We start from the raw sequence: 22,138 nt of genomic DNA on the forward strand, positions 1-22,138 counted from the left end.
CGGCGGCACAGGGGTTTTCAGGCGGCGATGGTCCGGTCGCATCCGGCCGGATCGATCACCGTGACGGTGCCGGTACCGATGTCGAATACCCAGCCTTCGACGGTGACGGCTCCGGTCGACAACGCCCGCGCCACCGCCGGGTGGGTGGCCAGATTTGCTTGCTGGGCAACGACATTCGCGCGAATCAGCGATGCGGTCGCCTCCGAGCCCGGGCGGGCCGCGGCGGCATCGGCATGCCGCAGCCACGCCGCGACGGTCGGCATCGCGCTCAGATCGTGGCGTTCGGCCAGCGCCGTCATCGCCCCGCAGCCCGAGTGCCCGCACACCACGATGCGTTCGACGCCCAGCACCGCGACGGCGTATTCGATACTGGCCGCTACACCGTCGGCCCCCGGGCCGTATGCGGGGACGAGATTGCCGGCGGTGCGCACGACGAACAGCTCACCGGGTTCGCTACTGGTGATCAGTTCGGGCACGACCCGTGCGTCGGAGCAGCCGATGAACAAGGTGCCGGGGGTATGCGTCGTGGTGAGCTGGGCGAACAGCTCCGCCTTGGCGGGGAAGACGGCGTCGCGGAAGTGCGTGACGCCGGTGGTGAGGTCATGCATGAAGCGCTCCGTTCGGGGTGGCTGGGGGACTGGGGCCAGCCTGCATGACCAGTAGCTATAGGGTCCAATACTTGTATCGGATCGTGACTATAGATAGAATCAATAGTCGCGTGCGGTCGCGTGGATCGCGCTGGTGAACGCGCGGGCGGCGGCCGAGTGATAGGCGGTGTGGCGCCGCAGTACTTCCACCGTGCGGATCGGCAGGGGAGGGTCCAGGGGGATCGGGTGCAGATCGGCATGTGCCCGCGTGATCGCATCGGGCAATACCGTGGCGAGCGATCCGCGCCGGACGAATTCCAGCAGCGCGCTGATCGAATTCGCCTCGACCGCGATATCCGGAGCGACGCCGCATTCGTCGAAATATCGGTCGATGTGCAGGCGCGTGGCGAAGTCCGCACTCAGCAGCCCCAGCGGGATGTCGGCGAGGGCCCCTGCCGACAGTGGTCGCGCGGCGGCGGCGAACGGATGGTCCGAGCCGACGACCAGGCCGAGTTTCTCGGTGAACAGCGCGGTGTGCTCGACCCCCGCGGCGTGCGCGCCGGCGAAGGCGATCCCGAGATCGAGCCGGTCGGCGAGCAGATCCGCCTCGATCGCATCCTGGGTCGTCTCGCGAATGGTGAGGCTGATACCCGGATGCTCGGAACGGAACCGGTGCACGAGCGGTCCGATCAGATAGGCGGTGAAGGTCGGCGTCGTCGCCACCCGCAGATGGCCGCGCGACAGATCCTGGACCTCGTGCACCGCGCGTTCGCCGGCCTCCAGATCGCGCAGTGCGAGCCGGGCATGCCGCGCATACGCCTGCCCGGCATCGGTCAGCCGGACCGTGCGGCCGGAGCGGTCGAGGAGGACGACGCCCAGCACCCGCTCGAGCTGTTTGATCTGCTGTGACAGCGTCGGCTGTGAGATGTGCAGGGATTGCGCGGCGCGGGTGAAGTTGCCGTGGTCGGCGACGGCCAGCAGATACCGGATGTGGCGCAACTCCATCGGCCGACTATAGGCCGCGCCAATGGTGATGATGGGGACGGTGTCTTGGACACTATCGCTCCCACCCGCGCAGCCGATCGTCGGCCGCATCGTCTTCGCCACGAAAACATCCGTCCGACAGCGTCATTCACGTTGCCGGTCAACTCGCCCACTCCACCCAGTGGCGATCCGCGGTGAACACCACCGACGTCGAGTGGTGGTAGTTCCGCGCGTTCAGCTGGGCCTCGATATCGGCGCGAATGGCGTCGAAGGATTCGACGGTGCGTTCGGTGGTCCGGGGATCGAGGACGAAGGCGAGTTCCAGGTCGAGGCGGCTGCCCACGCTGGAGGCGCGCACGAAGGCTGCGGCGAAGCCGTGGTCGGCGCGGACCCGGTCGCACAGTCCCTCGACGTCGGTGACCACCGAGTGCGGGGCGGCCATGGTGAGAATTTCGCGAAAGGCGGAGCGGAACAGCCGGATCGGGATCCAGAGATAGGCCAGGGACACGATGATCACCAGCGCGGGGTCGACGTAGCGCGCGATGTCGTCGCGCCCGGCGGCCTCCAACGCCACCGCCGCGCCGAATCCGGCCAGGGTGATCAGACTGAAGGCGGCGTCGCCGCCCCATTCGGCGGCCTCCGCCCGGACCAGCCCCGAACCGGAGCGTCCGGCCCGCCACAACACCAGCGCCACCAGCACGCTGAGCAGTGACGCGGTGATCGCGTACACCAGCGCGGAGACGGCCGAGACGGCCCGGCCGCCGTGCAGGATCTCGCGCACAGCGTTCACCGATCCGTAGACGCACAGTCCGCCCAGGGCGGTCGAGCGCACCACGATCGCGACCGGCTCCCAGGTCTCGCGCCCCCACGGATACGACGCGTCGGCCCCCTTCGCGACGGTCCGCTGCGCCGCCACCGATATCGCCGAAAGCGCAATGCCCACAAGGGAATACAACCCGTCGAACACGATCATCTGCGATCCCGCGGCCAGCCCCCACGCCAGCGAGACCACCACGAACACCACCGAGGCCCACATCGAGAACACGAGCGCGCGCATGCGCTCACGCTACGACCCGGCTGTCACCGGCGGACCGATTCGCCCCGGGAACCGGGTGGGTGTCGCGGCCCGCGTTCGTTCTCGGTAAATCGTCGATTGACGGACTTTCGTTAGCCGCCTAATGTTTATTCGATAGGCGGCTAATGATTGGAGTGAAATGATACTGGTAACCGGCGCGACCGGACATATCGGCCGCGAGCTCGTGGCCGAACTCGACAGAACGGGTGTGGCGATGCGCTTGTTCGTCCGAGACCCGGCGCGCGCCGCGGATCTGCCGTCCACCGCCGAACGCGTGGTGGGCGACCTGGCAGACCCGGCGGCGTTGCGGGCGGCGTGCGAGGGGATCGACTCGCTGTTCCTGCTCGTTCCGGGACTGGCGGTGGAGCCCGCGCGGCATGCGGTGGTGGCGGCGCGGCAGGCGGGGATCCGGCATCTGGTGCTGGTGTCGTCGTACAACGTGCTGGGCGATCCGATGCCGGCCATGGGGCGCTGGCACCACGAACGAGAGGTCATCGTCGGTAGCTCGGGTATGTCCGCGACGATCCTGCGTCCCGGCGGATTCATGACCAACGCCCTGGAGTGGGCGCCCGATATCCGCGCCGGCCGGCCGGTATTCGATCCGACCGGTCCCGGACGCTACGCGCCGATCGACCCCGCCGATATCGCGGCGGTGGCGGCGATCGCGCTCACCGAGCCGGGACACGACACCACCTACTGCCTCACCGGCGAGCAGACCTTCACCATCGGCGAGCAGGTCGCGGTGCTGGCCGGTGCGATCGGCCGTCCGATCGCGGTCGAAACCGCCACCACCGCCGAGGAGGCCGTCCGCTCCCGCTATCCCCAAGGGGCGCCACCGGCGCTGGCGGCGGCGATCCTGGAGGGATTCGCCCTGATGCGCGCCGACACCGTCGGCCTGCGGACCGATACGGTGCGGCGGTTGCTCGGCCGCGCACCGCGAACCTTCGCCGACTGGTGCGACCGTAACCGCGACCGATTCCGTTGACGGGCAGCGGTTTCGGTGCGGCGAGGGCGGCTCGGGTTACGGCGGCGAGTTCGTTCGCGAACCCGCGGCGATCGGGCGCAGCCGTCCCCGCATCTCGCCGGCGAGGGCCGCCGCGATATCGCGCAACGCCTCGATGAACGCATCGGTCGCCGCCGAGGCCACGGTGCTCGGTGCTACTCGGGTCGCTGCGCTCGGTGCTACTCGGGTCGCTGCGCTCGGTGCTACTCGGGTCGCTGCGCTCGGTCCTACTCGGGTCGCTGCGCTCGGTGCCATCCGCACCACCCGGGTGGGACGCACCGCCGCCGGGTGATCGATCCTGACCAACGCGATATTCGCGGGCACCACCGGCGCCGCGATACCGGGTACGACGGTGATGCCCGAACCCGCCGCGACCAGACCCAGTTTCGCGATCCAATCCCGCGCGACGAAGGCGATATCGGGTTGGTGCCGGGAATCCTGCCACGCGCCCAGGAGGGTGCTGCCGCGCTCGGTACTGCCCGCGATCCAGCGTTCGTCACGAAATTCCGCCGGAACCGCACTGACCCGCCCGGCCAGCCGGTGGTTCGACGGCACCGCGACCAGCAGCGGATCGTCGAGCAGCAATTCCACCTCCATATCGGCGGCGAGCGTGCCGGTCTCGGTGACGACGGCCAAGTCCAGCCGGCCGCGCGCCACCGCGGTGAGCAGGCGCGCAGTGGTGCCCTCGCGCAACGGCACCCGCGCCGACGTGGCTGCCACCGCTCGCGGCACCAGTGCGGCCATCGCGGTCGAGAACGCGCCGACACGCACGGTCGCGGGCGGCCCCGCGGTCAGGCGATCCAGTTGATCGCGGGTGCTGTCGAGTTCGGCCAGCACCGCTTCGGCGTGCCGGACGACGATCTGCCCGGCCGCGGTCGGGGTGACGCCGCGCGCCAGCCGGTCGAACAGAGGATGACCCGCCGCCTGTTCCATCAGCGAAATCTGCCGCGACACCGCGGATTGGGTATAGCCCAGCCGGTCCGCGGCGGCCGAGAACGAGCCGCAGCGGGCGGCCTCGCGCACGACACGCAAACCGAGGATCGTGAACTCACCCATGCGAAATACTGATATCAGAGATGCGAGATCATCGCTTGTCGCATGGGTCGGCCGTATTTAGCGTCGGCAGGGTGAGTGTGAACGAGAACAGAGCGCTGGTGCGCGACATCTTCGACCGGATGGCCGCCGGCGAGACCCGGGCGCTGAGCGATGCGATGGCTCCGGAATTTCGCTGGACCTTCCCCGGACACTGGTCGTGGTCGGGGACGTGGGAACCGAAAACTGTTGCCGTGCAGGGCCTTCTGCGCCCGCTGATGGCGCAGTTCACCGAGTATCGAATCAGCGCGGACGCCGTCCACGCCGACGGTGACCGGGTGATCGTGCAGGCCCACAGCGCCGCCACGACGGTCCGCGGCGAGCCGTACGACCAGTACTACTGCTTCGTGTTCCGGGTCGCCGCCGGGCGGCTGCTCGAGGTGACCGAATACTGTGACACCGCCCTGGTGGAGCGAGTTCTCGAACCCCTGTGACGCCGCCACCGGCCCATCAGGATTCGATCAACGCGAAGATCGACGCCGGTGACCCCGAACCGTGTTCGGTGACGAATCCGCCTACGACGACGGTGAAACCGCGGTCCGGCAGATCAGCCAGGTGGGCCAGGATTTCGAGGCTGAGGCGGTGCTCGCGGTACAGCAGCTTCGAGACCCGGAAGGTGTCATCGATGCCGATATCGGGGCTGAAGGCGTCGGTGCCGAGGGCGCCGCGGCGGCCGAGTACGCCGTGGTCGAGCAGCCAGCGCACCGCGGCCGCCGAGAAACCGGGGTGCCGAAGGCGACCGTGTTCGTCGATCGAGGCGAAAGCATCGGTGCCCCAATATCTTTCCCAGCCGGTGCGCAAGAGGACGGCGGCCTCGGTGGGGAAGGGGCCGTGCCGATCCTGCCATTCGAGCAGATCGTCGACGGTGAGTGCGTAATCGCGATCGTGTTCGGCTCGCGCGCTGATATCGATGCGGACGCCGGGCAGGACGAAATCCTCGGGAACGAGCCGATCGGCCGTCGCCGCACCGGCGGTGAAGTGGGCCGGTGCGCCCCAATGGGTTCCGGTGTGTTCACCGACGGTGACCGCCTGCAGATGGTAGCCGTGTTCGTCGAATGTGCCGATGGTGTCGATGCGCGGGGCGGGATCACCGGGATATACCGAGACGACCTCGGCGGACAGCGGATGCGACAGATTTCGCACGGCCGAATACGCCATCGGTTCGCCTCCCATGTGCGGGCACTACCCGGACGAGTTCTCGCGGTTCCGCGCGGGCACCGATGCGCCGGCGCGGAACCCGCCGACACTATCGCAGGTACACCGGAACCGAGATGTGCCCGTTGGAGATGAAACTGCCCAGCGGCTTCAGCTCGGAGGGGTCGACCGCCAGCCGCAGATCCGGAAAGCGTTCGAACAGCGCCGGCAGCGCGATCGTGGCCTCCATGCGCGCCAGCGGAGCGCCCAGGCAGTGGTGCGCGCCGTGGCCGAAGGCGAGATGTTCCTTGTTCGCCCGGTATACGTCGAACTCGGCGGTGGTCTCGCCGTGCACCTTCGGATCGCGGCAAGCCGCACCGTAGGAGGCCAGTATCGCCTCGCCCTTCGGAATCCGGACCTCGCCGACCTCGATGTCCTCGACGGCGTATCGCAGCGGCAGATGCGCCACCGGCGCCTGGTAGCGCAGCGTCTCCTCGACCAGCTCCGCCCACGGCACCCGGCCCTCGACCACATCGGCGCGCTGCTCCGGATGGCTGAGCAACGCCACGATGGCCTGGTCGATCAGGTTGAGCGTGGTCTCGTGTCCAGCGTTGATCACCAGCATCAGGGTGTCGACGAGTTCGGTCTCCGAGAGCTGGGCGCCGTCCTCGTTGCGGGTGGCGATCAGCACGCTGGTGATGTCGTCGCCCGGGTTCTTCCGGCGAAATGCCACCAATTCACCGATCAGGCGCCCCATTTCGATGAAATTCGCCTGCGCCTGCTCCGGTGTGAACGAGGTGTCGAAGAAGCCGTCGACACAGGCGTGGATGGCCGAGTCCAGATGGTCGGGCACGCCCAGCAGTTCGCTGATCACCCGGATCGGCACCGGGTAGGCGTAATTCGGACGCAGGTCCACGACCTCGCCTGGCGCGGTCGCGCTCAACCGTTCGAGCAGATCCGCCACGATCGCCTCGATCCGCGGGCGCATCGCGGTGGTGCGGCGATGCGTGAACGCCGGGGCGACCAGTTTGCGCAGCCGCCGGTGCTCGGTTCCATAGGCGGTGAACATGTTCTGCGCCGCCACCCACGGTTGCAGCGGCCACGATTCGTTGATGTCACCGTTGATATAGGCCGACCAGTGCTGGCGCGGATCCTTCGACACCCGCGGATCCGACAGCAGATTCTTCAGTACGACCGCATCGGTCACCGACCAGGCCGGCACTCCGCCCGGCAACTCCACCAGCGCCACGGGACCACGTTCCCGGATGCGCTCGTTCTCGGCCTGGATATCGGCGCCGGTCAGATCGAGCACCAGTGGTTCCTGCTTCATCGGAAGCTCCTTACACCAGATTCAACGGAGGAGATGCGGGGAAGGTGACCGGCAGCGCTGCCATCGCACGGTGGAACGGCCCGGGACGCCAGGTGATTTCGTTCGGCTCGATGGCCAGGCGCATCTCCGGTAGCGCGTCGAGCAGCTGGTCGATCGCGTCCTGCACCACCAGGTAGGCCACCGAACGAGCCGGGCAGGCGTGCGGTCCGGCGCTCCAGGCCAGATGTGAGCGGTTGCCGGTGCGGTCGCCGCCCGCGATGACCGGATCGTTGTTGCACGCGGACAGGCTGATGACGACCGGCTGATGCGCGGGCAGCCAGGCGTTGTCGATCAGGATGGGCTGGCGCGGATAGCTGATGGAGAAGTTCGCCATCGGCGGATCCTTGAACAGCACCTCGTCCAGCGCGTCGCGGGTGGAGAGGCTGCCGCCCAGCATGCCGCCGCCGAACCGGTCGTCGGTGATCATCAGCAGCAGGGTGTTGGCGATCAGGTTCTGCTGGGGCTCGATGCCCGCCCCGTAGAAGCTGATCAGGTTGTAGAGCATCTCCTCGTCGCTGAGATTGGCCGGGTGGTGGGCCAGCCGCGAGGTGACGTCGTCGCCGGGGTCGGCGCGGCGCAGGTGGATCAGCTCCATCAGCGCCTGGCTCAGATGTTCCATACCCCAGGCCGCGTTCACGGTGTCGAACAGCGCCGCCATACCGGTGGCCACTCGCTGACCGAGCTCGGCCGAACATCCCACCATGCGGTTCAGCGATTCGAAGACCAGGGGGAAGGCGTACTGCGACACCAGATCCGCCGATCCGGCTTCGCAGAAGCTGTTGATCAGCGGGACCGCGATCTTCTCCACCGTGCTGTGCAGCGCGTGCAGGTCGATGCCGTCGACGGCTGCCGTATACGCCTGCCGGTAGCGCAGGTGGACATTGCCGGCATTGCGCAGGGCGTTCGGATACCACTGCATCATCGGCCGCACCGGGCAGTCCTCGGGAATCGTGTCCTGCCACGCCCGGGGGTCGGCCGGGAAATGCTCGGGATCGTTGAGGATTCGCAACGCGGTGTGGTAGCCGATCACGAGCGTGGCCGGGACGCCGGGGGACAGCTCGATCGGGACCAGTGAACCGTAGCGGCGGCGCATCTCCCGATACGTGCCGTGCGGATCGGCGGCGAATTCCGGTGTGTCCAGCAGAATGCGGGGACCGTCGGTGTCGACCGGGGAGCCCATGTGCTGGACCGGGCAGGTGGCGGGACCGCCCGCGCCGGGGAGTGCGGACAGTGCAGAACGTGGTGTGGTCAAAAGATGTGACTCCAGAGAATGAACTGTCGAGCGCGACGAAGAATTCCGCTGTCGGTATGGTCCTACAGCGTCACCCCACATCTGTTGTAGGACAAGAGGCTTGGTTAGCCGCCCGGCCGGACATCCGTAACCGGACTGTCGACCAGGGTAGCAGGAACGTACCGAACTCTCTGTCTGTCTTCCACTCTCGGCACCCCGGTGCGGGCCGGCGGGGGAATCACCGTGAAACACCTTGTGAGCGGGGATATTGACACCGGTTCCGCCGAACTGTCGGTGCGGTGTGTTTGCATACCACCATGACGAGCACCGATCTGCTGGTAGACGCCTTCGGGCGGATCAAGGAGAACGTGCACGGCGCGGTCGCCGGGCTCACCCAGGAGGAACTGGCCGCCCGGCTGGACCCCGGGGCCAATTCCATCGCCTGGCTGATCTGGCATCTGACTCGCGTGCAGGACGACCACATCGCCGATGTGGCCGGCACCGAACAGGTGTGGACGACGGCCGGCTGGTCGCGCCGCTTCGATCTGCCCTTCGACGAGTCGGCCACCGGGTACGGCGACGATCCGGACGAGGTGGCGGCCCTCGGCGGCGTCTCGGCCGAATTGCTGCTGGGCTATCACGACGCCGTCCACGACCGCACCGTCGACTACGTCCGCACCCTCGCCGACGCCGACCTGCCGCGGATCGTCGATACCCGCTGGGATCCGCCGGTGACCCTCGGCGTGCGGCTGATCAGCGTGGTCGACGACGATATCCAGCATTCCGGGCAGGCGGCGTTCATCCGCGGGGTGCTGCTGCGCCGCCGCTAGCGCCGGTGCAGGGTCACCGGAATCGCCGACGGCGAGAGGACGAAGTCCCGGTTCGAGGCCCGCACGACGTATGCCGGATCCGGCTCGGGCCGCCACCGCGCCAGCAGCGCCGCCGAGGCGAGCGTGATCTCCAGCAGCGCGAAGTGATCGCCCAGGCAGCGCCGGCGGCCGACACCGAAGGACAGGTTCGCCTGCTTGTCGATCTCATCGGTGCGGGCGGGCGACCAGCGGTCCGGATCGAAGGCCTCGGGATTCGGGAAGTGGCGCGGATCGTGCTGGACCAGATAGGGGCTGAACATGATGGCGGTGCCGTCGGGAATGGTGAGCCCGCCGACGGTCACGGGCCCGGACGCGTTTCCGGCGCTGATCCACGGCCCCCAGAACCGAAGAGTCTCCGAGACAACCTGTTTCAGGTAGATGAGCTTGCCGATGTGTTTCGCGCGGACCGGTCCGGCGCCGACCACATCGTCGAGTTCGGCTCGCACCCGTTCGGCGATATCGGGACGCCGCATCACCTCGTGCCACAGCCAGCCGGTGAGCGAGGCCATCGACCCCACCCCACCCGCCAGCATCAGAATGGCTTCGTCGATGATGTGGTCGTCCGACAGTCGCGCACCGGTCTCGGGATCGGTATGGCGGATCAACGCCGACACCACATCGTTGAAATCCTCGTCCCGGCGGCGGTACTCGGTGATCGCGGCGCCGATCGCGGCCCGCAGGTGGCGGGCCTTGCGCTCCCAGCGCCGATTCGCGATCACCCGCAGGCGGCGGATCTGGGGCGGCAGGGCGGTGCGCAGAATGACCTGGCTCAGCAGCCACGGCACGTTGTCGCGAATCCGGTGCCGGGCCGCCGCGCTGAATTCGGCGGTGAACAGGGTCGAGGACACGGTGTCGAGAATCAGGCCGTGCGCCTCGTCCATCAGGTCGACCCGGCCTCCGGCGGGCAGCGCGGCCGACCAGGTGTCGGCCAATTCGGCCGCGGTGACCGTGTATTCGGCGAGCCGGCTCTGCCGCAGTGCGGGCGCGATCATGCGCCGGCGCAGTTTGTGTTCGGCGCCGCGCAGCACGTTCACCGAACCGCCGGCCACATCGGCGATCGCTTCCCGCAGATCGTCGCGATTCAATTCCGCGTCGCCGAGGCCGACCTCGCGCACCAGCTCCGGCGTGGTCAGCACATAGCCGGTTTTGCGGCCGAACCGGATGCGCACGATCGGGCCGAGCTCGGCGAGCGAGCTCACGAAACCCGGTGCGTCGCGCAGGGCGCGCAGGCTGTGGCCGATCAGCGGCAGGGCGCCGGGCGCGGTGGGTACCTCGGACAGCCGTCGCGGCACCGGTCGCTGTGCGGCGGGCTCGATGTCGGCCCGTGCCTGCTCATAGACCTCGACGATCGCCTCGATGCGGCCGGACTGTCGCACCGAATCGCGATGACGGGTCATCTCGGCGCGCATCGCGAGCAGCCTGCCGCGGTCGGTCGCCAACACGCCGATCGCCTCCGCCAGGGCCGCGGGGGAGGCGTCGCCGGCGCGCAGACCACCGCCCGCCGGAACGGATTCGGCCAGGTCCGGATCGCAGTACAGCACGGGCAGGCCGGTGGCGATCGCCTCGAGCAGCACCATGCCCTGGGTGTCGAAACCCCACGACGGAAACAGCAAAGCGTCCGCAGCGGCCATGGCGTCGAGGCACTGCTGCTGAGAAACTCTGCCGTGCAGCGCGATTCGATTCGAGAGCCCGTGTTCGGCGACCACCGCGGCGGCGCGCGCGGACAGCTCGCCCTCGCCGTACACGTCGAGGGTGCAGTCCGGGACGCGCCGCACCGCCTCGATCGATTCGAGCAGTCGCTTCTCCGCGGAGAGCCGCCCGCACCAGATCAACCGCAGCGGACCCTCGGTGTCGCGGGCGGCCGGGCGCCGCCGGCCGTCGAACAGTGCGTCGTCGACACCGTTGGAGATCACCCGGATCGGCCGGGTGAGGCCGTGGTCGAGCAGCAGATCCGCGAAATGGCGGGTCGGTGCGATGACCCGGTCGGCGGCCTGCGCCTGGCCCACGATGGTGTGCCACGCGTGCCGGGCCGCCGGGCTCTGCGTGCCCCGCGGCATCCGCGCGGGATGGGTGACGAAGCGGCCGTGCAGGATTCGCAGCGCGAGCGCCGAGAGGTAGGGCGCCGGCGCGGTGTGCTCGATGAAGGCGTCGTCGCGGCTCTGCGCGGTGTGCACCAGCGGAATGCGATGCCGCCGTGCGGCTTTCATCCCCGCGATCGCCACACCGTAGGTGGTGTGGGTATGGACGAGATCGACGGGGCCGCGGGCCGCGAAGGCGGCATCGATCAGCGCGGCGTTGCGCGCGGTCGGCAGCACCATCGGGAAGCCGTTCACCACCGCGCCGGCCAGGGGAGCCAGTTCCACCACCCCGTCGCCGGATGCCGCGTCCGGTGGCATCGCGGCGCCCGGCAGTGGTGCCACGAACAGCGTCACCCGATGTCCGGCGCGTTCGAGGCCGTGGCGCAACGCCGCCACCGCGGTCTGCACCCCGCCCAGCGTCGCCGGGTGATAGTCCATGAACATGGCGATGTGCACGCCCGGCACGTTACCCACGCGCCCGGTTGTTCGATATCCCATAGTGTCCCCATCGGGTTTCTCGGCCGAAAGTGTTGCGCTCTCGGGAAAAGGGGAGATAACTCGACATGAGAATCGCCATTCCGCTGACCGGCACCCGCGGCGACGTGCAACCGGTGCTGGCCCTGGGGCTGGAATTGCGGCGCCGCGGCCACGACGTGGTGCTGGGCGCGCCGCCGAATCTGGTCGATTTCACCACCTCGGCGGGGCTCGCCGCGCGCCCCTGCGGGCCCGATGTGCAGCAGCTCTACAGCTCCGAGGACGGGCAGCGGGCCCTCGCCGCGGGCAATACGCTGCGGCTGATGCAGCTGGTCGCCCGGCAGATGGCCGACTATGCCGATCGGATGAACCGCGAGGTGGTCGAGGTGTGTGCGGGCGCCGACCTGATCGTCGCGAGCACCGTCACCGAGGACCGGGCCTGCTCGGTCGCCGAGGCGATGGATGTGCCGCTGGTGAGCCTGCACTACTACCCGGCGCGGGCGAACGGGGTCTATCCCTTTCCGGGTGCGCTGCCGGCGAACTGGGCGCCGCCCGCGCCGGTGAATCGCGTGACGTGGGCGGTAGCGGAGAATCTGCGGCGCATCGTGTTCATGCGCTATCTGAACGATCTGCGCGGCATGCTCGGTCTGCCGAAGTCGCGGGCGAGTATCGCGGCGGTGCTGGCGCGGCGGCGGGTCCCCGAAGTGCAGATCTACGATCCGGCGCTGGTGCCCGGGCTGCCGGCGCAGTGGGACGGCCGGCGCCCGTTCACCGGCTTCCTGACGCTGGATCAGCAGACCCGGCACGCGGTGGGCGAACTCGGCGACGACCACACCGACATCCTGTCCTGGGTGCACGCGGGGCAGGCGCCGGTGTTCTTCGGATTCGGCAGTATGCCGATCAGCGATCCCGCCGCCGTCCTGGCCATGGTGCGCGAGGTGTCGCGGCGGCTCGGCGTGCGGGCATTGGTGAGTGCCGGCTGGAGCGGTATGGAAACCGCTCGTACACAGGGTGATTCGACGGTGAAGGTGGTCGGTCCGTTCGCCTACGACCTGGTGTTCCCGTATTGCGCGGCCGCGGTGCATCACGGCGGGATCGGCACGCTGTTCGAAAGTCTGCGGGCCGGTCTGCCGACGTTGGTATGTTCGGTGTCGTTCGAACAGCCGATGTGGGGCGGGCAGGTGGACCGGCTCGGACTCGGCGCACATCTGCGCTTCACCGACCTCACCACCGAACGACTCCTTCGCGGCGTGACCACGCTGCTGGAACCCGAACGCCGCGCTCGCGCAGGGCGATTCGCGGCCACGTTGCGCACCGAGGGCGCCGCCGCGCATGCCGCCGATATCGTCGAGGCGGCAGCCCGGTGAGGATGATCGCCGCGGATTCGGCGGTGATGTTCCGCCGGTGCGCCCGGCACACCCTGCGCAGTCCGGACACGCTGATCATCTCGCTGCTCATGCCGATCCTGGTGATGCTGCTGTTCACCTACGTCTTCGGCGGCGCGATCGACGTCGGCGGTTCCTATCTCGACTACGTGGTGCCCGGAATCATGTTGTTGTGCACCGGATTCGGCGCGTCCATCACCGCGACCGCGGTCTCGGCGGATATGACCAGAGGCAGTATCGACCGGTTCCGGACGCTGCCGATGTTCCGGCAGGCGATCCTCGCCGGTCACGTCGGCGAAGGGGTGGCGCGCAACCTCGCCGCCATCGCGATCGCGGTGGCCGTGGCCGTCCTGCTCGGCTATCGCCCGCACGCGGACGCGCTGGGCTGGCTGGGGGCGCTGGCCATGATCATGCTGTTCGTGGTGGCGATCTGCTGGATCGCGGTCGCGCTCGGGCTGGTGGCGAGGAATCCCGAAGCGGCCGGCGGGATGACCTACGCGATCATGTTCATCCCCTACATCAGCAGCGCGTTCGTGCAGACCTCCACCATGCCCGGCTGGCTGCGCGGCTTCGCCGACTATCAACCCGCCACACCCGTCGTCGACACCGTGCGCGGCCTGCTGAACTCGAGCGGGACCGGCGCAAGCGCTGCATCGGCCCTCGTCTGGTGTGCGGGCCTCGCGATACTCGGTTTCGGCGCGGCCAGTGCGATATTCGATCGGCTCTCCCAGCGATAGGCGACCACGGTTCGGTGCGGGCGGTGTGCGTCGACCGCGTGCCGGACGACGGCCGTGCATCCGGTGCCGGGGCCCTCGGCAGTGCGTCGGCGATGCGGCAGGGACGGATCGGATAACGTCGGGCCGCGGTGAGTCCGCCCGGCTCAGTGCGCGCTGCGGTTGTCGCCCGCGAGGCGGCCGCGCCGGATCAACGCTCGTTTGGCGCCCGGTGCGATCGGCGGCAGCGGCGCCTCCGAATCCTGTTCCGGCTCAGCGGGATTAGGCCGGACGAACAAGGTGACCGAGGCGGCCGGACTGAATCCGCTGCGGGTCATCAACGTGGCCGAGGCGGTGTTGCTCTGCTCCACGTCGGTCACGATGCGCCGGGCCCCCCGCGCGAACAACGCCTCCGAACAGATATCCACCAGTCGCCGCGCCAGTCCGCGCCCCTGCATATCCGGTGCCACCGCGACCCATTCGAGGTATCCCCAGTCGTCCCGGAGTTCGAATTCCATGGATCCGAGGACGAATCCCACCACCCGATCCGAATCCAATGCCACCCAGCAGGCGTTGTCGGCCGAATCGAGGTGCTCGGCCACCGACGTCAACGACCACGACGTGTAGGGCTTGACGTCGGTGTCGAACACCTCGTGCCCCAGATCCAATACCTGCCGTAAATGCCCCAGACCCATGGGCACGATCACCGCATCGCTGTCCATTCGCTCAGTTTGCCAGAGGTGTGCCGGACGGCCGGAGTGTGAAATCAGCCGTTGGGCTGATTCGGAGCGCCGTCCATCGGCGGTGCCATGCCGGGGCCGCCGCCCTGTCCGGGAGCCGCACCACCCGGACCGGGACCGTTCTGCCCCGGATCACCGCCCTGCGCCATCCCGCCGAATCGGCTCGACCGTCCGGTGCGGCCACCCATCTGAGCGGATTCGGTGCCGCTCGTGATCGCCGTCGCGGTCGCGGTCCCGTTCGCCTCCGTGCCCTGAATGCGCACGGTGTCACCGACTTTCACCTCCGAATGCTGGGTGGTGCCGGAAATCGTGTAGGTCTGGCTGAAGTTGTCGGCGCTCTTCGCGGTGATCGAGGTGTCCGAGACCGCGGTCACCGTGCCCGTCTGGGTGATCTCGGTGGTGTAGCCGCCGTTACCGTCGGAGATCACGAACTGGCCGTGCAGGCTCGCGCCCGTCGTGCCCATACCGCCGGGACCCGAGGCATTGCGCCCGCCACCCCAGCTGGTCCCGGGGCCACCCGGCCCGCCCGGACCGCCGTTGTGCTCACTGCCGCCGGAATGGGTGGCCGCGTAGACGACGCCGCCCCCGGCCGCCGCGATCACCGCGGCGATGCCGACCGCGGCCAGCGACTTCTTCGTCGACCAGGTGGCGGCCGGCTGGGTGTGCGGTGCGCCCCAGGTGTGTTCCGGCTCGGCCGGAGGCGGTGGGGTGGGCTCGGCCGGCGGCTGTGAGGTGGACTCCGTCATCGCGTACTCCTTGTCGTCGAAGACGATCGCGGGACGTCGATGCCGCGATCGCGTTGCTCGGTCAACCCTGCGGTGCGAAGCTGGGTCTGCGCTGTGGACTCGTTCGGTACTCGCTGTGGTGCGCGGGTCACGACCGCCGCACTCACAGCCGACCCCCAGACACGCCACAGCGGACGCATAGCGGCCGTCCCCAGACTGGGGTCATGACCACCACGAACACTCCGGCCGAACGCGTCGTGATGCGCCGCGCGGACGGCAGCCCCGTGACCGTCCTCGTCGTCGACGACGAACCGGTGCTCGCGGAGATGGTGTCGATGGCGCTGCGTTACGAAGGCTGGCAGGTCGTCACCGCCGCCGACGGCCGCACCGCGGTGACCGCCGCGCGCCAGAACCGCCCCGACGTGGTGGTTCTCGACGTGATGCTGCCCGATATGACGGGGCTCGAGGTGCTGGCGAAGCTGCGCCGCGATCTGCCGTATCTGCCGGTGCTGCTGCTGACCGCGAAGGATTCGGTCGAGGACCGCATCGCCGGGCTCACCGCCGGCGGCGACGACTACGTCACCAAACCGTTCAGCATCGAAGAGGTCGTCCTGCGCCTGCGCGCGCTGCTGCGCCGCACCGGCATCACCACCGTCGACAACGACGCTCAGATCGTGGTGGGTGATCTGATGCTCGACGAGGACAGCCACGAGGTGACCCGCGCGGGCGAACCGATCACGTTGACGTCCACGGAATTCGAACTGCTGCGCTATTTCATGCGCAATCCCCGCCGCGTGCTGAGCAAGGCGCAGATCCTGGACCGGGTCTGGAGCTACGACTTCGGCGGACGCTCCAATATCGTCGAGCTCTATGTCTCCTATCTGCGCAAGAAGATCGACAGCGGGCGCGAACCGATGATCCACACGCTGCGCGGCGCCGGATATGTCCTCAAACCCGCCGGCTGAGGCCGGGCCGCGGCCCCGCCGGTGGTGGTCGGCGCGCGGCTGGTCGCTGCGGGCGCGACTGCTCGTCGGGCAATTGCTGTTGCTGGTGGTCGTGGTCGTAGGTATCGGCGCCGCAACGGAATTCGCGTTGCAGCAGTTTCTCGTCCATCAGCTCGACACCGAGTTGGCCGATGTGCAGAAGCGTTCCCTCGGCGAGGCCGGTGGTGGCCCGAGTCTGGGCCCGCCACCCGGCGCTCAGGACCACGGCAACCGGCCACCACCCCCGAACCACGGCGGTCCGGGACCGGATTTCCTCGACCGCCGCGGCATCCAGGCCGATACCGTCGGCGCCAGTATCGACGGCACCGAGATCACCGCCGCCAAAATCGATGCCGACGGGACCCAGACGCGCCTGTCGGCGGCCGCCCAGCGGCAGCTGGCCGAGGTGTCGTCGGACGGCACTCCCGTCACCGTCGATCTCGACGGGCAGGGCTCCTATCGGGTGGTCGCGAATTCGACCTGGTCTGGAGCCACGGTGGTGACCGGTATGCCGTTGACCGCGGTCCATGCCACGTTGATGCGGGTCCTGCTGATCCTGGTGGTGGTCACCGCGGTGGTGTTCGTCATCGCGATCACCGTGGGCATCTGGGTGATCCGCCGCGCACTCGCGCCGCTGGACCGTGTGGCCGCCACCGCCTCCCGGGTGGCCGATCTGCGGCTCGATCGGGGCGAGGTCGAATTGCCGGTGCGGGTTCCGGCCGACGACGCCGATCCGCGCACCGAGGTCGGACAGCTCGGCTCCGCGGTCAACCGCATGCTCGATCACATCGACAGCGCCTTGTCGGCCCGCCACGCCAGTGAGACGCGGGTGCGGCAGTTCCTCGCCGACGCCAGTCACGAACTGCGCACCCCACTGGCCGCGATCCGCGGCTATGCCGAACTGGCACAACGGAAACGGGCCGAGGTGCCCGGCGACGTCGCCAATGCGATGAGCCGGGTGGATTCGGAATCGCGGCGGATGACGGCCCTGGTCGAGGACATGCTGCTGCTGGCCCGGCTCGATTCCGGGCGCGGCCTCGAACACGAGCCGGTGGACGTGACGCGGCTGACCGTCGACGCGGTGAGCGACGCCCATATCGCGGGCCCGGACCACCGGTGGGATCTGGATCTGCCGGACGAACCGGTCGTCGTCACCGGTGATGCGGCGCGACTGCACCAGGTGCTGGCCAACCTGCTCACCAACGCGCGGGTGCATACCGGACCCGGCACCACGGTCACGGTCTCGCTGGGGCGCGAGGCCGGCGGCGGCGCGATCTGGCGGGTCGCCGACAACGGTCCCGGCATCCCCGCGGCACTGCAACCGGAGGTGTTCGAGCGGTTCGCGCGCGGCGATTCCTCACGCTCGCGGCGGGCCGGAAGCAGCGGTCTGGGTTTGGCGATCGTCGCGGCCGTGGTGAAATCGCACGGCGGCACGATCAGCCTCGACAGTGCCCCGGGCCATACCGTCTTCACCGTCCGGCTGCCGGATCAGTCCTCACAGCAGGCACACAGCGAAGCCCCAGGCGGCAACCACCTCGGTCGATGACGATCGACGTATGACGACGACTGTGCTGGACACGCCCCCGATCGCGGTGACCGAACCGCCACCGCCGCGGACCGCGAGCCCGCGGTGGCGGCAGCTGTCGCTGGTGGCGCTGCTGGCGGCCACCGCGCTGCTGTACGTGTGGGATCTCGGTGCCGGCGGTTGGGCCAACGAGTTCTATGCCGCGGCCGTACAGGCCGGATCGCAGAGCTGGAAGGCGATGCTGTTCGGATCCAGCGATGCCGCCAACGCGATCACCGTGGACAAGACGCCCGGCGCGCTGTGGGTCATGGACATCTCCGCGCGCGTCTTCGGCTTCAACTCGTGGAGTCTGCTGGTACCGCAGGCGGTGGAGGGCGTGGCCGCCGTCGCCGTGTTGTACGCGGGGGTGCGGCGGGTCGCCGGTCACTGGCCCGGCATCCTGGCCGGCGCGGTGCTGGCGCTCACGCCGGCCGCGGCGCTGATGTTCCGCTTCGACAATCCGGATGCCCTGCTCGTGCTGTTGCTGACCGCCGCCGCCTACTGCGTGCTGCGCTCCATCGAAAAGGGCAGTGCCGCATGGTGGTTGCCATTGGCGGGGGTGGCCGTCGGATTCGGATTCCTGGCGAAGATGATGCAGGCGTTCATCGTGCTGCCGGTGTTCGCGGTGGTGTATCTGCTCGCGGCCCAGGTGCCGTGGAAAACCAGGGTTGTCCGCTCCGTGTCGGCCGTGCTCGCGATGGTGGTGTCCGCGGGCTGGTATCTGGCCGTCGTCGCGCTGTGGCCGGTCTCCTCGCGGCCCTTCATCGGCGGTTCCCAGCACAACAGCGTGCTCGAATTGACCTTGGGCTACAACGGTTTCGGCCGGCTCACCGGTGACGAGGTCGGTGGGCTGGGCAATATGAACCACGACGTCGGCTGGGCGCGGCTGTTCGGCTCCCAAATGGGCGGCCAGATCTCCTGGTTGATCCCCGCGGCGCTGATCCTCGGTGTGGCCGGTCTGTGGCTCACCCGCCGCGCACCCCGCACCGACCCGGCGCGCGCGGCGCTGCTGCTGTGGCTGGGCTGGCTGGTGCTCACCGGCGGGATCTTCAGCTTCGCGAGCGGCATCCTGCACCCCTACTACACGGTGGCGCTGGCCCCGGCCGTCGCCGGCAGTGTGGCGATCGGCGCCCGGCAACTGTGGTTGCGGCGCAACGACCTTCGCGCGACCGCCGTACTGTCGGGCACGCTGGTGGTGACGACCGTCCTGGCCTGCATCCTGCTGGCGCGCACCAGCGAGTGGAATCCGTGGCTGCGTCCCGTCATCGCGGTGGTCGGTGTGGGCGCGGCGGCGCTGCTGCTGGTCGTCTCCCGGTTGCCGCGGGCACTCGGTGCGGCGGTGGTGGCCGTCGCGCTGGCCGCCGGACTGGCAGGACCGACCGCCTACGCGGTGGCGACGGCGTCGACTCCGCACACCGGGGCGATCCCGTCCGCCGGGCCGTCCAGCGGGCGCTTCGCCGGGATGCCGCCGGGTGGTGCGCCCGGTGGACAGGGTGGAAATGCCTCCGGCAGTGGGCGAACCGGGCCCACGAACGGCGCGCAGCCGGGGTCTGCCGCCGGTGGTTCGCAATCGTCGCCCGGCGCGCAAACCGACACCGGAACCAGCCAATCCGGCACGGGGAACAGCCAATTCGGTGCGACGCCCGGTGGGCAATCCACGAGCGGTGCGACTGCGCACGCGGGCGGACCGATGGGCGGGCTCCTGGGCGGTATCACCGTCGGCTCGAATCTGGCTGCGGCACTGAGCGACAACGCCGGCGCCTACACCTGGGTAGCCGCCGCGGTCGGCTCCAACAGTGCCGCCGCCTACCAACTCGCGACCGGCGACCCGGTGATGGCGGTCGGCGGATTCAACGGCACCGATCCGTCGCCGACCCTGGCGCAGTTCCAGCAGTACGTCGCCCAGCACGAGATCCACTACTTCATCGGCGGTGAAGGTATGGCCGGAATGCGCGGTGCCGCAGGCGGCGGCAGCCACGAGGCCTCCGACATCGCCCAGTGGGTAGCGACGAACTTCGCCGCCCGGACCATCGACGCAGTGACGGTCTACGACCTGACCGCCTGAACTCCGGCCGCGGGTTGCCGCATTCCGTGACGGATGCGGCCATCCGCGGCCGGACGCCTATATCGGCCGGACGATGCGACTGGTCACCGCCGGAGCGAGTCGGCCGGTGTTCGTCCGGGCGGCCCGTTCGTGCACGATGTGGCCGGCAATGCGGATGAAGGGCGATGCGCTTGCGCGTGCTGGTAGTGATTCGCATGCCGTGTGCCGGGTGGTCCTGCGTGCGGGTCAGGACAGTTCGGCGAGGGCGCCGGAGATGACCGCGACCACCTCGTCGGGGTGGGTGTGCATGACCAGGTGCGGAGCGTCGAGTTCGACGACCTTGCGCAGGCCGGCCCGCTGGTAGCCGAAGCGTTCGACGTCGGGATTGATGGTGTGGTCGGCGGCGGAGACGATGCCCCAGCCCGGTGTGGTCTTCCATGCCGCGACCGACGCGGGCTCGGCGAATGCGGATGCCGCCAGCGGGCGCTGCGAGACGGCGAACACCCGCGCCCGGGCCGGATCGACTCCCGCTGCGAAAACTGCCGGAAAGGCGTCGATCTCGACCGACACGTCCGTGCCCGGCTCGGCACCCTCGACGGGGAACGGGGAGTAGACCAGATGAGCGGCCAGGTCGGAATCCGGGAAGCCGCCCTGCAGTTGGCCGAGACTTTCCCCTTCCTCGAGAGCGTAACCGGCGACATAGACCAGCCCGACGACATTCTCGGCCGCACCGGCGACGGTGATGACCGCGCCGCCGTAGGAGTGACCGGCCAGCAGCACCGGACCGTCGATACTCTCGGCCACCGTGCGGACGGACGCCGCGTCCGCGGCCAGGCTGCGGTTGTACACCGGCGGCACGAGCACCGGAATGCCCTGTGCGAGTAATCCTTCGGTGACGGGCGCCCAACTGGCGGCGTCGGCGAACGCGCCGTGGACCAGAATCACGGTCGGGGTGCTGGAGGCGGACATGGGGTTTTCCTTTCGGTGGAAACTCGTCACACCGGATCTGGCGTGCGTGTCGAGTCTCGGCCGATCGAACGCCGTGCGCCCCTCGGTGCAGGTCGCGAATCCCTCGGATCAGGACACCGCCACCGCCGTCTCATCCACGGTGTCACCCGAGTGGCCGAATGGACGTCACCGTCCGGTGGTGGACGACGAGGTCGAACCATTCGCCGAGAGACCCGCCCGAGAGGTGGAACGCGTCATCGTTCTCCGAGGCGTACACGGGCCCGATCAAACGAGTCTTCGCGGGCTCGGTGAGCCAGGTGCGCACCGAGTCCGGGCCCGGGGTGCGTAGATCCAGCAGATAGGCATCCAGATCGACGCGGCCGAGTACGGCTTCGGCGAAGTCGGCCGGCGGAGACGGGAAGGTGTGGGCGGTCGAGCCGTGGTCGAAGGTCATGCCCACCGAGACATATCCGGCGCCATAACGCTGCCGGAGATGGCTGCCGGCGCTGCGGCGGGTGACCCGGTGATCGCCGAGCAGCACAGTTCGCGCCGCCGCGTCGACCGTGTGCGTCGTCCCGCCCCAGTAGACCACTTTGTGACCGGTGCGTTCCTGCCAGCGGATCACATTGTCGGCCAGCATCTTTTCGATGTCGCCGAGGTCGCCCGACTGCGCCGTCACGTGCCGATCGGCTTCCGGATGGGCGATCCGCACCGGATCGCCCGGATGCTGCCGGTTGTATAGACGCACCCATTCCACGACGTCGAGCAGTTCCTCGGTGCGCCAGAACGATCGGGCCGCCGCCAGCAGGGCGCGCGGATCACCGGCCCCGGTGCGCACGTACGTGTCGATCGCGGTGCTGGTCGCGTCGTCACCTTCCAGCACCAGGCTGCGAAACCCCAGGTACTCCACGAGATAGCGGAGCATGCGGTGGGCGAGGACGGACAGTTCGTGGGTGTCGCGGGTCGACATGCCCAGCGCGACGACGGTGGCGGGACCGGCCATCTCCCGCAGCGGCGCCAGATCGGTCACCGGCCCGCTCGGGTCCGACACGGTCAGGGGATGAGCGTGCCGCTCGATCCACAGTGTTACGGCGCTCGTGGAAGTCGTCATGCGACCACCGTCTTACCTCGAGTGTGGTT

The 22,138-nt window shown here is 69.0% G+C and carries 20 protein-coding genes; 8 read left to right on the plus strand and 12 right to left on the minus strand.

All coding sequences use genetic code 11. The features are described from left to right. Window positions 1-17: 17 nt before the first annotated feature. The 3 genes from NMI01S_RS28125 to NMI01S_RS28135 all read right to left on the minus strand — a co-directional run bounded on the left by NMI01S_RS28125 (window position 18) and on the right by NMI01S_RS28135 (window position 2,628). Window positions 18-608, minus strand: a complete 591-nt coding sequence (locus NMI01S_RS28125; RefSeq protein ID WP_063001740.1) for a carbonic anhydrase — start codon at window positions 606-608, stop codon at window positions 18-20. Between the two features lie 99 nt (window positions 609-707). Then, a complete protein-coding gene (cynR, locus tag NMI01S_RS28130; protein WP_063001741.1) occupies window positions 708-1,592 on the minus strand; it encodes a transcriptional regulator CynR in 885 nt (294 codons plus the stop codon). A 139-nt stretch (window positions 1,593-1,731) separates the two neighbouring features. Then, window positions 1,732-2,628: a cation efflux transmembrane domain-containing protein gene (locus NMI01S_RS28135; protein ID WP_063001742.1), complete on the minus strand. Its 897-nt coding sequence runs from the start codon at window positions 2,626-2,628 to the stop codon at window positions 1,732-1,734. A gap of 157 nt (window positions 2,629-2,785) precedes the next feature. On the opposite strand from NMI01S_RS28135, the gene NMI01S_RS28140 reads away from it, so the two are divergent. After that, window positions 2,786-3,631, plus strand: coding sequence for an NAD(P)H-binding protein (locus NMI01S_RS28140; RefSeq protein ID WP_063001743.1), 846 nt, complete (start codon window positions 2,786-2,788; stop codon window positions 3,629-3,631). Window positions 3,632-3,667: 36 nt separating this feature from the next. On the opposite strand, the gene NMI01S_RS28145 is transcribed toward NMI01S_RS28140, so the two are convergent. Next, on the minus strand, window positions 3,668-4,705 hold the full coding sequence (locus NMI01S_RS28145) for a LysR family transcriptional regulator (protein ID WP_063001744.1): 1,038 nt from the start codon (window positions 4,703-4,705) through the stop codon (window positions 3,668-3,670). Window positions 4,706-4,776: 71 nt separating this feature from the next. Here NMI01S_RS28145 and NMI01S_RS28150 point away from each other — a divergent pair, with 71 nt between their 5' ends. After that, the gene (locus NMI01S_RS28150) at window positions 4,777-5,175 is read left to right on the plus strand and encodes a nuclear transport factor 2 family protein (protein ID WP_063001745.1); all 399 of its coding nucleotides are present in this window, start codon (window positions 4,777-4,779) and stop codon (window positions 5,173-5,175) included. A gap of 16 nt (window positions 5,176-5,191) precedes the next feature. Here the strand turns inward: NMI01S_RS28150 and NMI01S_RS28155 are convergent, their stop codons facing one another. The 3 genes from NMI01S_RS28155 to NMI01S_RS28165 all read right to left on the minus strand — a co-directional run bounded on the left by NMI01S_RS28155 (window position 5,192) and on the right by NMI01S_RS28165 (window position 8,424). Further along, on the minus strand, window positions 5,192-5,914 hold the full coding sequence (locus NMI01S_RS28155; RefSeq protein ID WP_063001746.1) for a cyclase family protein: 723 nt from the start codon (window positions 5,912-5,914) through the stop codon (window positions 5,192-5,194). Between the two features lie 73 nt (window positions 5,915-5,987). Beyond that, the gene (locus NMI01S_RS28160; protein ID WP_063001747.1) at window positions 5,988-7,205 is read right to left on the minus strand and encodes a cytochrome P450 family protein; all 1,218 of its coding nucleotides are present in this window, start codon (window positions 7,203-7,205) and stop codon (window positions 5,988-5,990) included. 10 nt (window positions 7,206-7,215) lie between these two features. After that, window positions 7,216-8,424: a cytochrome P450 family protein gene (locus NMI01S_RS28165; RefSeq protein ID WP_063001748.1), complete on the minus strand. Its 1,209-nt coding sequence runs from the start codon at window positions 8,422-8,424 to the stop codon at window positions 7,216-7,218. 368 nt (window positions 8,425-8,792) lie between these two features. Between NMI01S_RS28165 and NMI01S_RS28170 the strand changes: the two genes are divergently transcribed. After that, on the plus strand, window positions 8,793-9,305 hold the full coding sequence (locus NMI01S_RS28170) for a mycothiol transferase (protein WP_063001749.1): 513 nt from the start codon (window positions 8,793-8,795) through the stop codon (window positions 9,303-9,305). Here the strand turns inward: NMI01S_RS28170 and NMI01S_RS33805 are convergent. Then, window positions 9,302-11,920: a cytochrome P450 gene (locus NMI01S_RS33805; protein ID WP_245717062.1), complete on the minus strand. Its 2,619-nt coding sequence runs from the start codon at window positions 11,918-11,920 to the stop codon at window positions 9,302-9,304. The two genes, NMI01S_RS28170 and NMI01S_RS33805, sit on opposite strands and share 4 nt — an antisense overlap. Before the next feature lie 65 nt (window positions 11,921-11,985). Between NMI01S_RS33805 and NMI01S_RS28180 the strand changes: the two genes are divergently transcribed. Both NMI01S_RS28180 and NMI01S_RS28185 read left to right on the plus strand, forming a co-directional pair. Next, window positions 11,986-13,263, plus strand: a complete 1,278-nt coding sequence (locus NMI01S_RS28180) for a glycosyltransferase (RefSeq protein ID WP_063001750.1) — start codon at window positions 11,986-11,988, stop codon at window positions 13,261-13,263. A gap of 2 nt (window positions 13,264-13,265) precedes the next feature. Further along, a complete protein-coding gene (locus NMI01S_RS28185; RefSeq protein ID WP_063001751.1) occupies window positions 13,266-14,018 on the plus strand; it encodes an ABC transporter permease in 753 nt (250 codons plus the stop codon). 143 nt (window positions 14,019-14,161) lie between these two features. On the opposite strand, the gene NMI01S_RS28190 is transcribed toward NMI01S_RS28185, so the two are convergent. Together NMI01S_RS28190 and NMI01S_RS28195 are read right to left on the minus strand one after the other, a co-directional pair. Then, the gene (locus tag NMI01S_RS28190; protein WP_063001752.1) at window positions 14,162-14,716 is read right to left on the minus strand and encodes a GNAT family N-acetyltransferase; all 555 of its coding nucleotides are present in this window, start codon (window positions 14,714-14,716) and stop codon (window positions 14,162-14,164) included. A gap of 44 nt (window positions 14,717-14,760) precedes the next feature. Further along, window positions 14,761-15,480 carry a hypothetical protein gene (locus NMI01S_RS28195; RefSeq protein WP_063001753.1) on the minus strand — a complete coding sequence of 240 codons (720 nt, stop codon included), beginning with the start codon at window positions 15,478-15,480 and terminating at the stop codon, window positions 14,761-14,763. Between the two features lie 239 nt (window positions 15,481-15,719). Here NMI01S_RS28195 and NMI01S_RS28200 point away from each other — a divergent pair, with 239 nt between their 5' ends. The 3 genes from NMI01S_RS28200 to NMI01S_RS28210 are packed head-to-tail and all read left to right on the plus strand — an operon-like array spanning window position 15,720 to window position 20,071. Continuing rightward, a complete protein-coding gene (locus tag NMI01S_RS28200; protein ID WP_063001824.1) occupies window positions 15,720-16,424 on the plus strand; it encodes a response regulator transcription factor in 705 nt (234 codons plus the stop codon). Then, a complete protein-coding gene (locus NMI01S_RS28205) occupies window positions 16,402-17,988 on the plus strand; it encodes a sensor histidine kinase (RefSeq protein ID WP_063001754.1) in 1,587 nt (528 codons plus the stop codon). Before NMI01S_RS28200 ends, NMI01S_RS28205 begins: the two co-directional genes overlap by 23 nt. A 10-nt stretch (window positions 17,989-17,998) precedes the next feature. After that, window positions 17,999-20,071: an ArnT family glycosyltransferase gene (locus NMI01S_RS28210; protein ID WP_063920895.1), complete on the plus strand. Its 2,073-nt coding sequence runs from the start codon at window positions 17,999-18,001 to the stop codon at window positions 20,069-20,071. A 225-nt stretch (window positions 20,072-20,296) separates the two neighbouring features. On the opposite strand, the gene NMI01S_RS28215 is transcribed toward NMI01S_RS28210, so the two are convergent. Then, the gene (locus NMI01S_RS28215) at window positions 20,297-21,019 is read right to left on the minus strand and encodes an alpha/beta fold hydrolase (protein WP_063001755.1); all 723 of its coding nucleotides are present in this window, start codon (window positions 21,017-21,019) and stop codon (window positions 20,297-20,299) included. A gap of 142 nt (window positions 21,020-21,161) precedes the next feature. Further along, window positions 21,162-22,109 (minus strand): erythromycin esterase family protein, encoded by a 948-nt coding sequence (locus NMI01S_RS28220; protein ID WP_063001756.1) that lies wholly within the window; start codon window positions 22,107-22,109, stop codon window positions 21,162-21,164. Window positions 22,110-22,138: the final 29 nt, after the last annotated feature.

This window comes from Nocardia mikamii NBRC 108933 (assembly GCF_001613505.1).
Classification (GTDB): domain Bacteria; phylum Actinomycetota; class Actinomycetes; order Mycobacteriales; family Mycobacteriaceae; genus Nocardia; species Nocardia mikamii.

Bases quoted from the DNA above. Each gene is read 5' to 3' on its own strand.
- NMI01S_RS28160 (WP_063001747.1), bottom strand. From the start codon at position 7,205: ATGAAGCAGGAACCACTGGTGCTCGATCTGACCGGCGCCGATATCCAG.
- NMI01S_RS28170 (WP_063001749.1), top strand. From the start codon at position 8,793: ATGACGAGCACCGATCTGCTGGTAGACGCCTTCGGGCGGATCAAGGAG.
- cynR (WP_063001741.1), bottom strand. From the start codon at position 1,592: ATGGAGTTGCGCCACATCCGGTATCTGCTGGCCGTCGCCGACCACGGC.
- NMI01S_RS28140 (WP_063001743.1), top strand. From the start codon at position 2,786: ATGATACTGGTAACCGGCGCGACCGGACATATCGGCCGCGAGCTCGTG.
- NMI01S_RS28190 (WP_063001752.1), bottom strand. From the start codon at position 14,716: ATGGACAGCGATGCGGTGATCGTGCCCATGGGTCTGGGGCATTTACGG.
- NMI01S_RS28210 (WP_063920895.1), top strand. From the start codon at position 17,999: ATGACGACGACTGTGCTGGACACGCCCCCGATCGCGGTGACCGAACCG.
- NMI01S_RS28135 (WP_063001742.1), bottom strand. From the start codon at position 2,628: ATGCGCGCGCTCGTGTTCTCGATGTGGGCCTCGGTGGTGTTCGTGGTG.
- NMI01S_RS28205 (WP_063001754.1), top strand. From the start codon at position 16,402: ATGTCCTCAAACCCGCCGGCTGAGGCCGGGCCGCGGCCCCGCCGGTGG.
- NMI01S_RS28185 (WP_063001751.1), top strand. From the start codon at position 13,266: ATGATCGCCGCGGATTCGGCGGTGATGTTCCGCCGGTGCGCCCGGCAC.
- NMI01S_RS28195 (WP_063001753.1), bottom strand. From the start codon at position 15,480: ATGACGGAGTCCACCTCACAGCCGCCGGCCGAGCCCACCCCACCGCCT.
- NMI01S_RS33805 (WP_245717062.1), bottom strand. From the start codon at position 11,920: ATGGGATATCGAACAACCGGGCGCGTGGGTAACGTGCCGGGCGTGCAC.
- NMI01S_RS28180 (WP_063001750.1), top strand. From the start codon at position 11,986: ATGAGAATCGCCATTCCGCTGACCGGCACCCGCGGCGACGTGCAACCG.
- NMI01S_RS28125 (WP_063001740.1), bottom strand. From the start codon at position 608: ATGCATGACCTCACCACCGGCGTCACGCACTTCCGCGACGCCGTCTTC.
- NMI01S_RS28165 (WP_063001748.1), bottom strand. From the start codon at position 8,424: ATGGGCTCCCCGGTCGACACCGACGGTCCCCGCATTCTGCTGGACACA.
- NMI01S_RS28145 (WP_063001744.1), bottom strand. From the start codon at position 4,705: ATGGGTGAGTTCACGATCCTCGGTTTGCGTGTCGTGCGCGAGGCCGCC.
- NMI01S_RS28200 (WP_063001824.1), top strand. From the start codon at position 15,720: ATGCGCCGCGCGGACGGCAGCCCCGTGACCGTCCTCGTCGTCGACGAC.
- NMI01S_RS28220 (WP_063001756.1), bottom strand. From the start codon at position 22,109: ATGACGACTTCCACGAGCGCCGTAACACTGTGGATCGAGCGGCACGCT.
- NMI01S_RS28215 (WP_063001755.1), bottom strand. From the start codon at position 21,019: ATGTCCGCCTCCAGCACCCCGACCGTGATTCTGGTCCACGGCGCGTTC.
- NMI01S_RS28155 (WP_063001746.1), bottom strand. From the start codon at position 5,914: ATGGGAGGCGAACCGATGGCGTATTCGGCCGTGCGAAATCTGTCGCAT.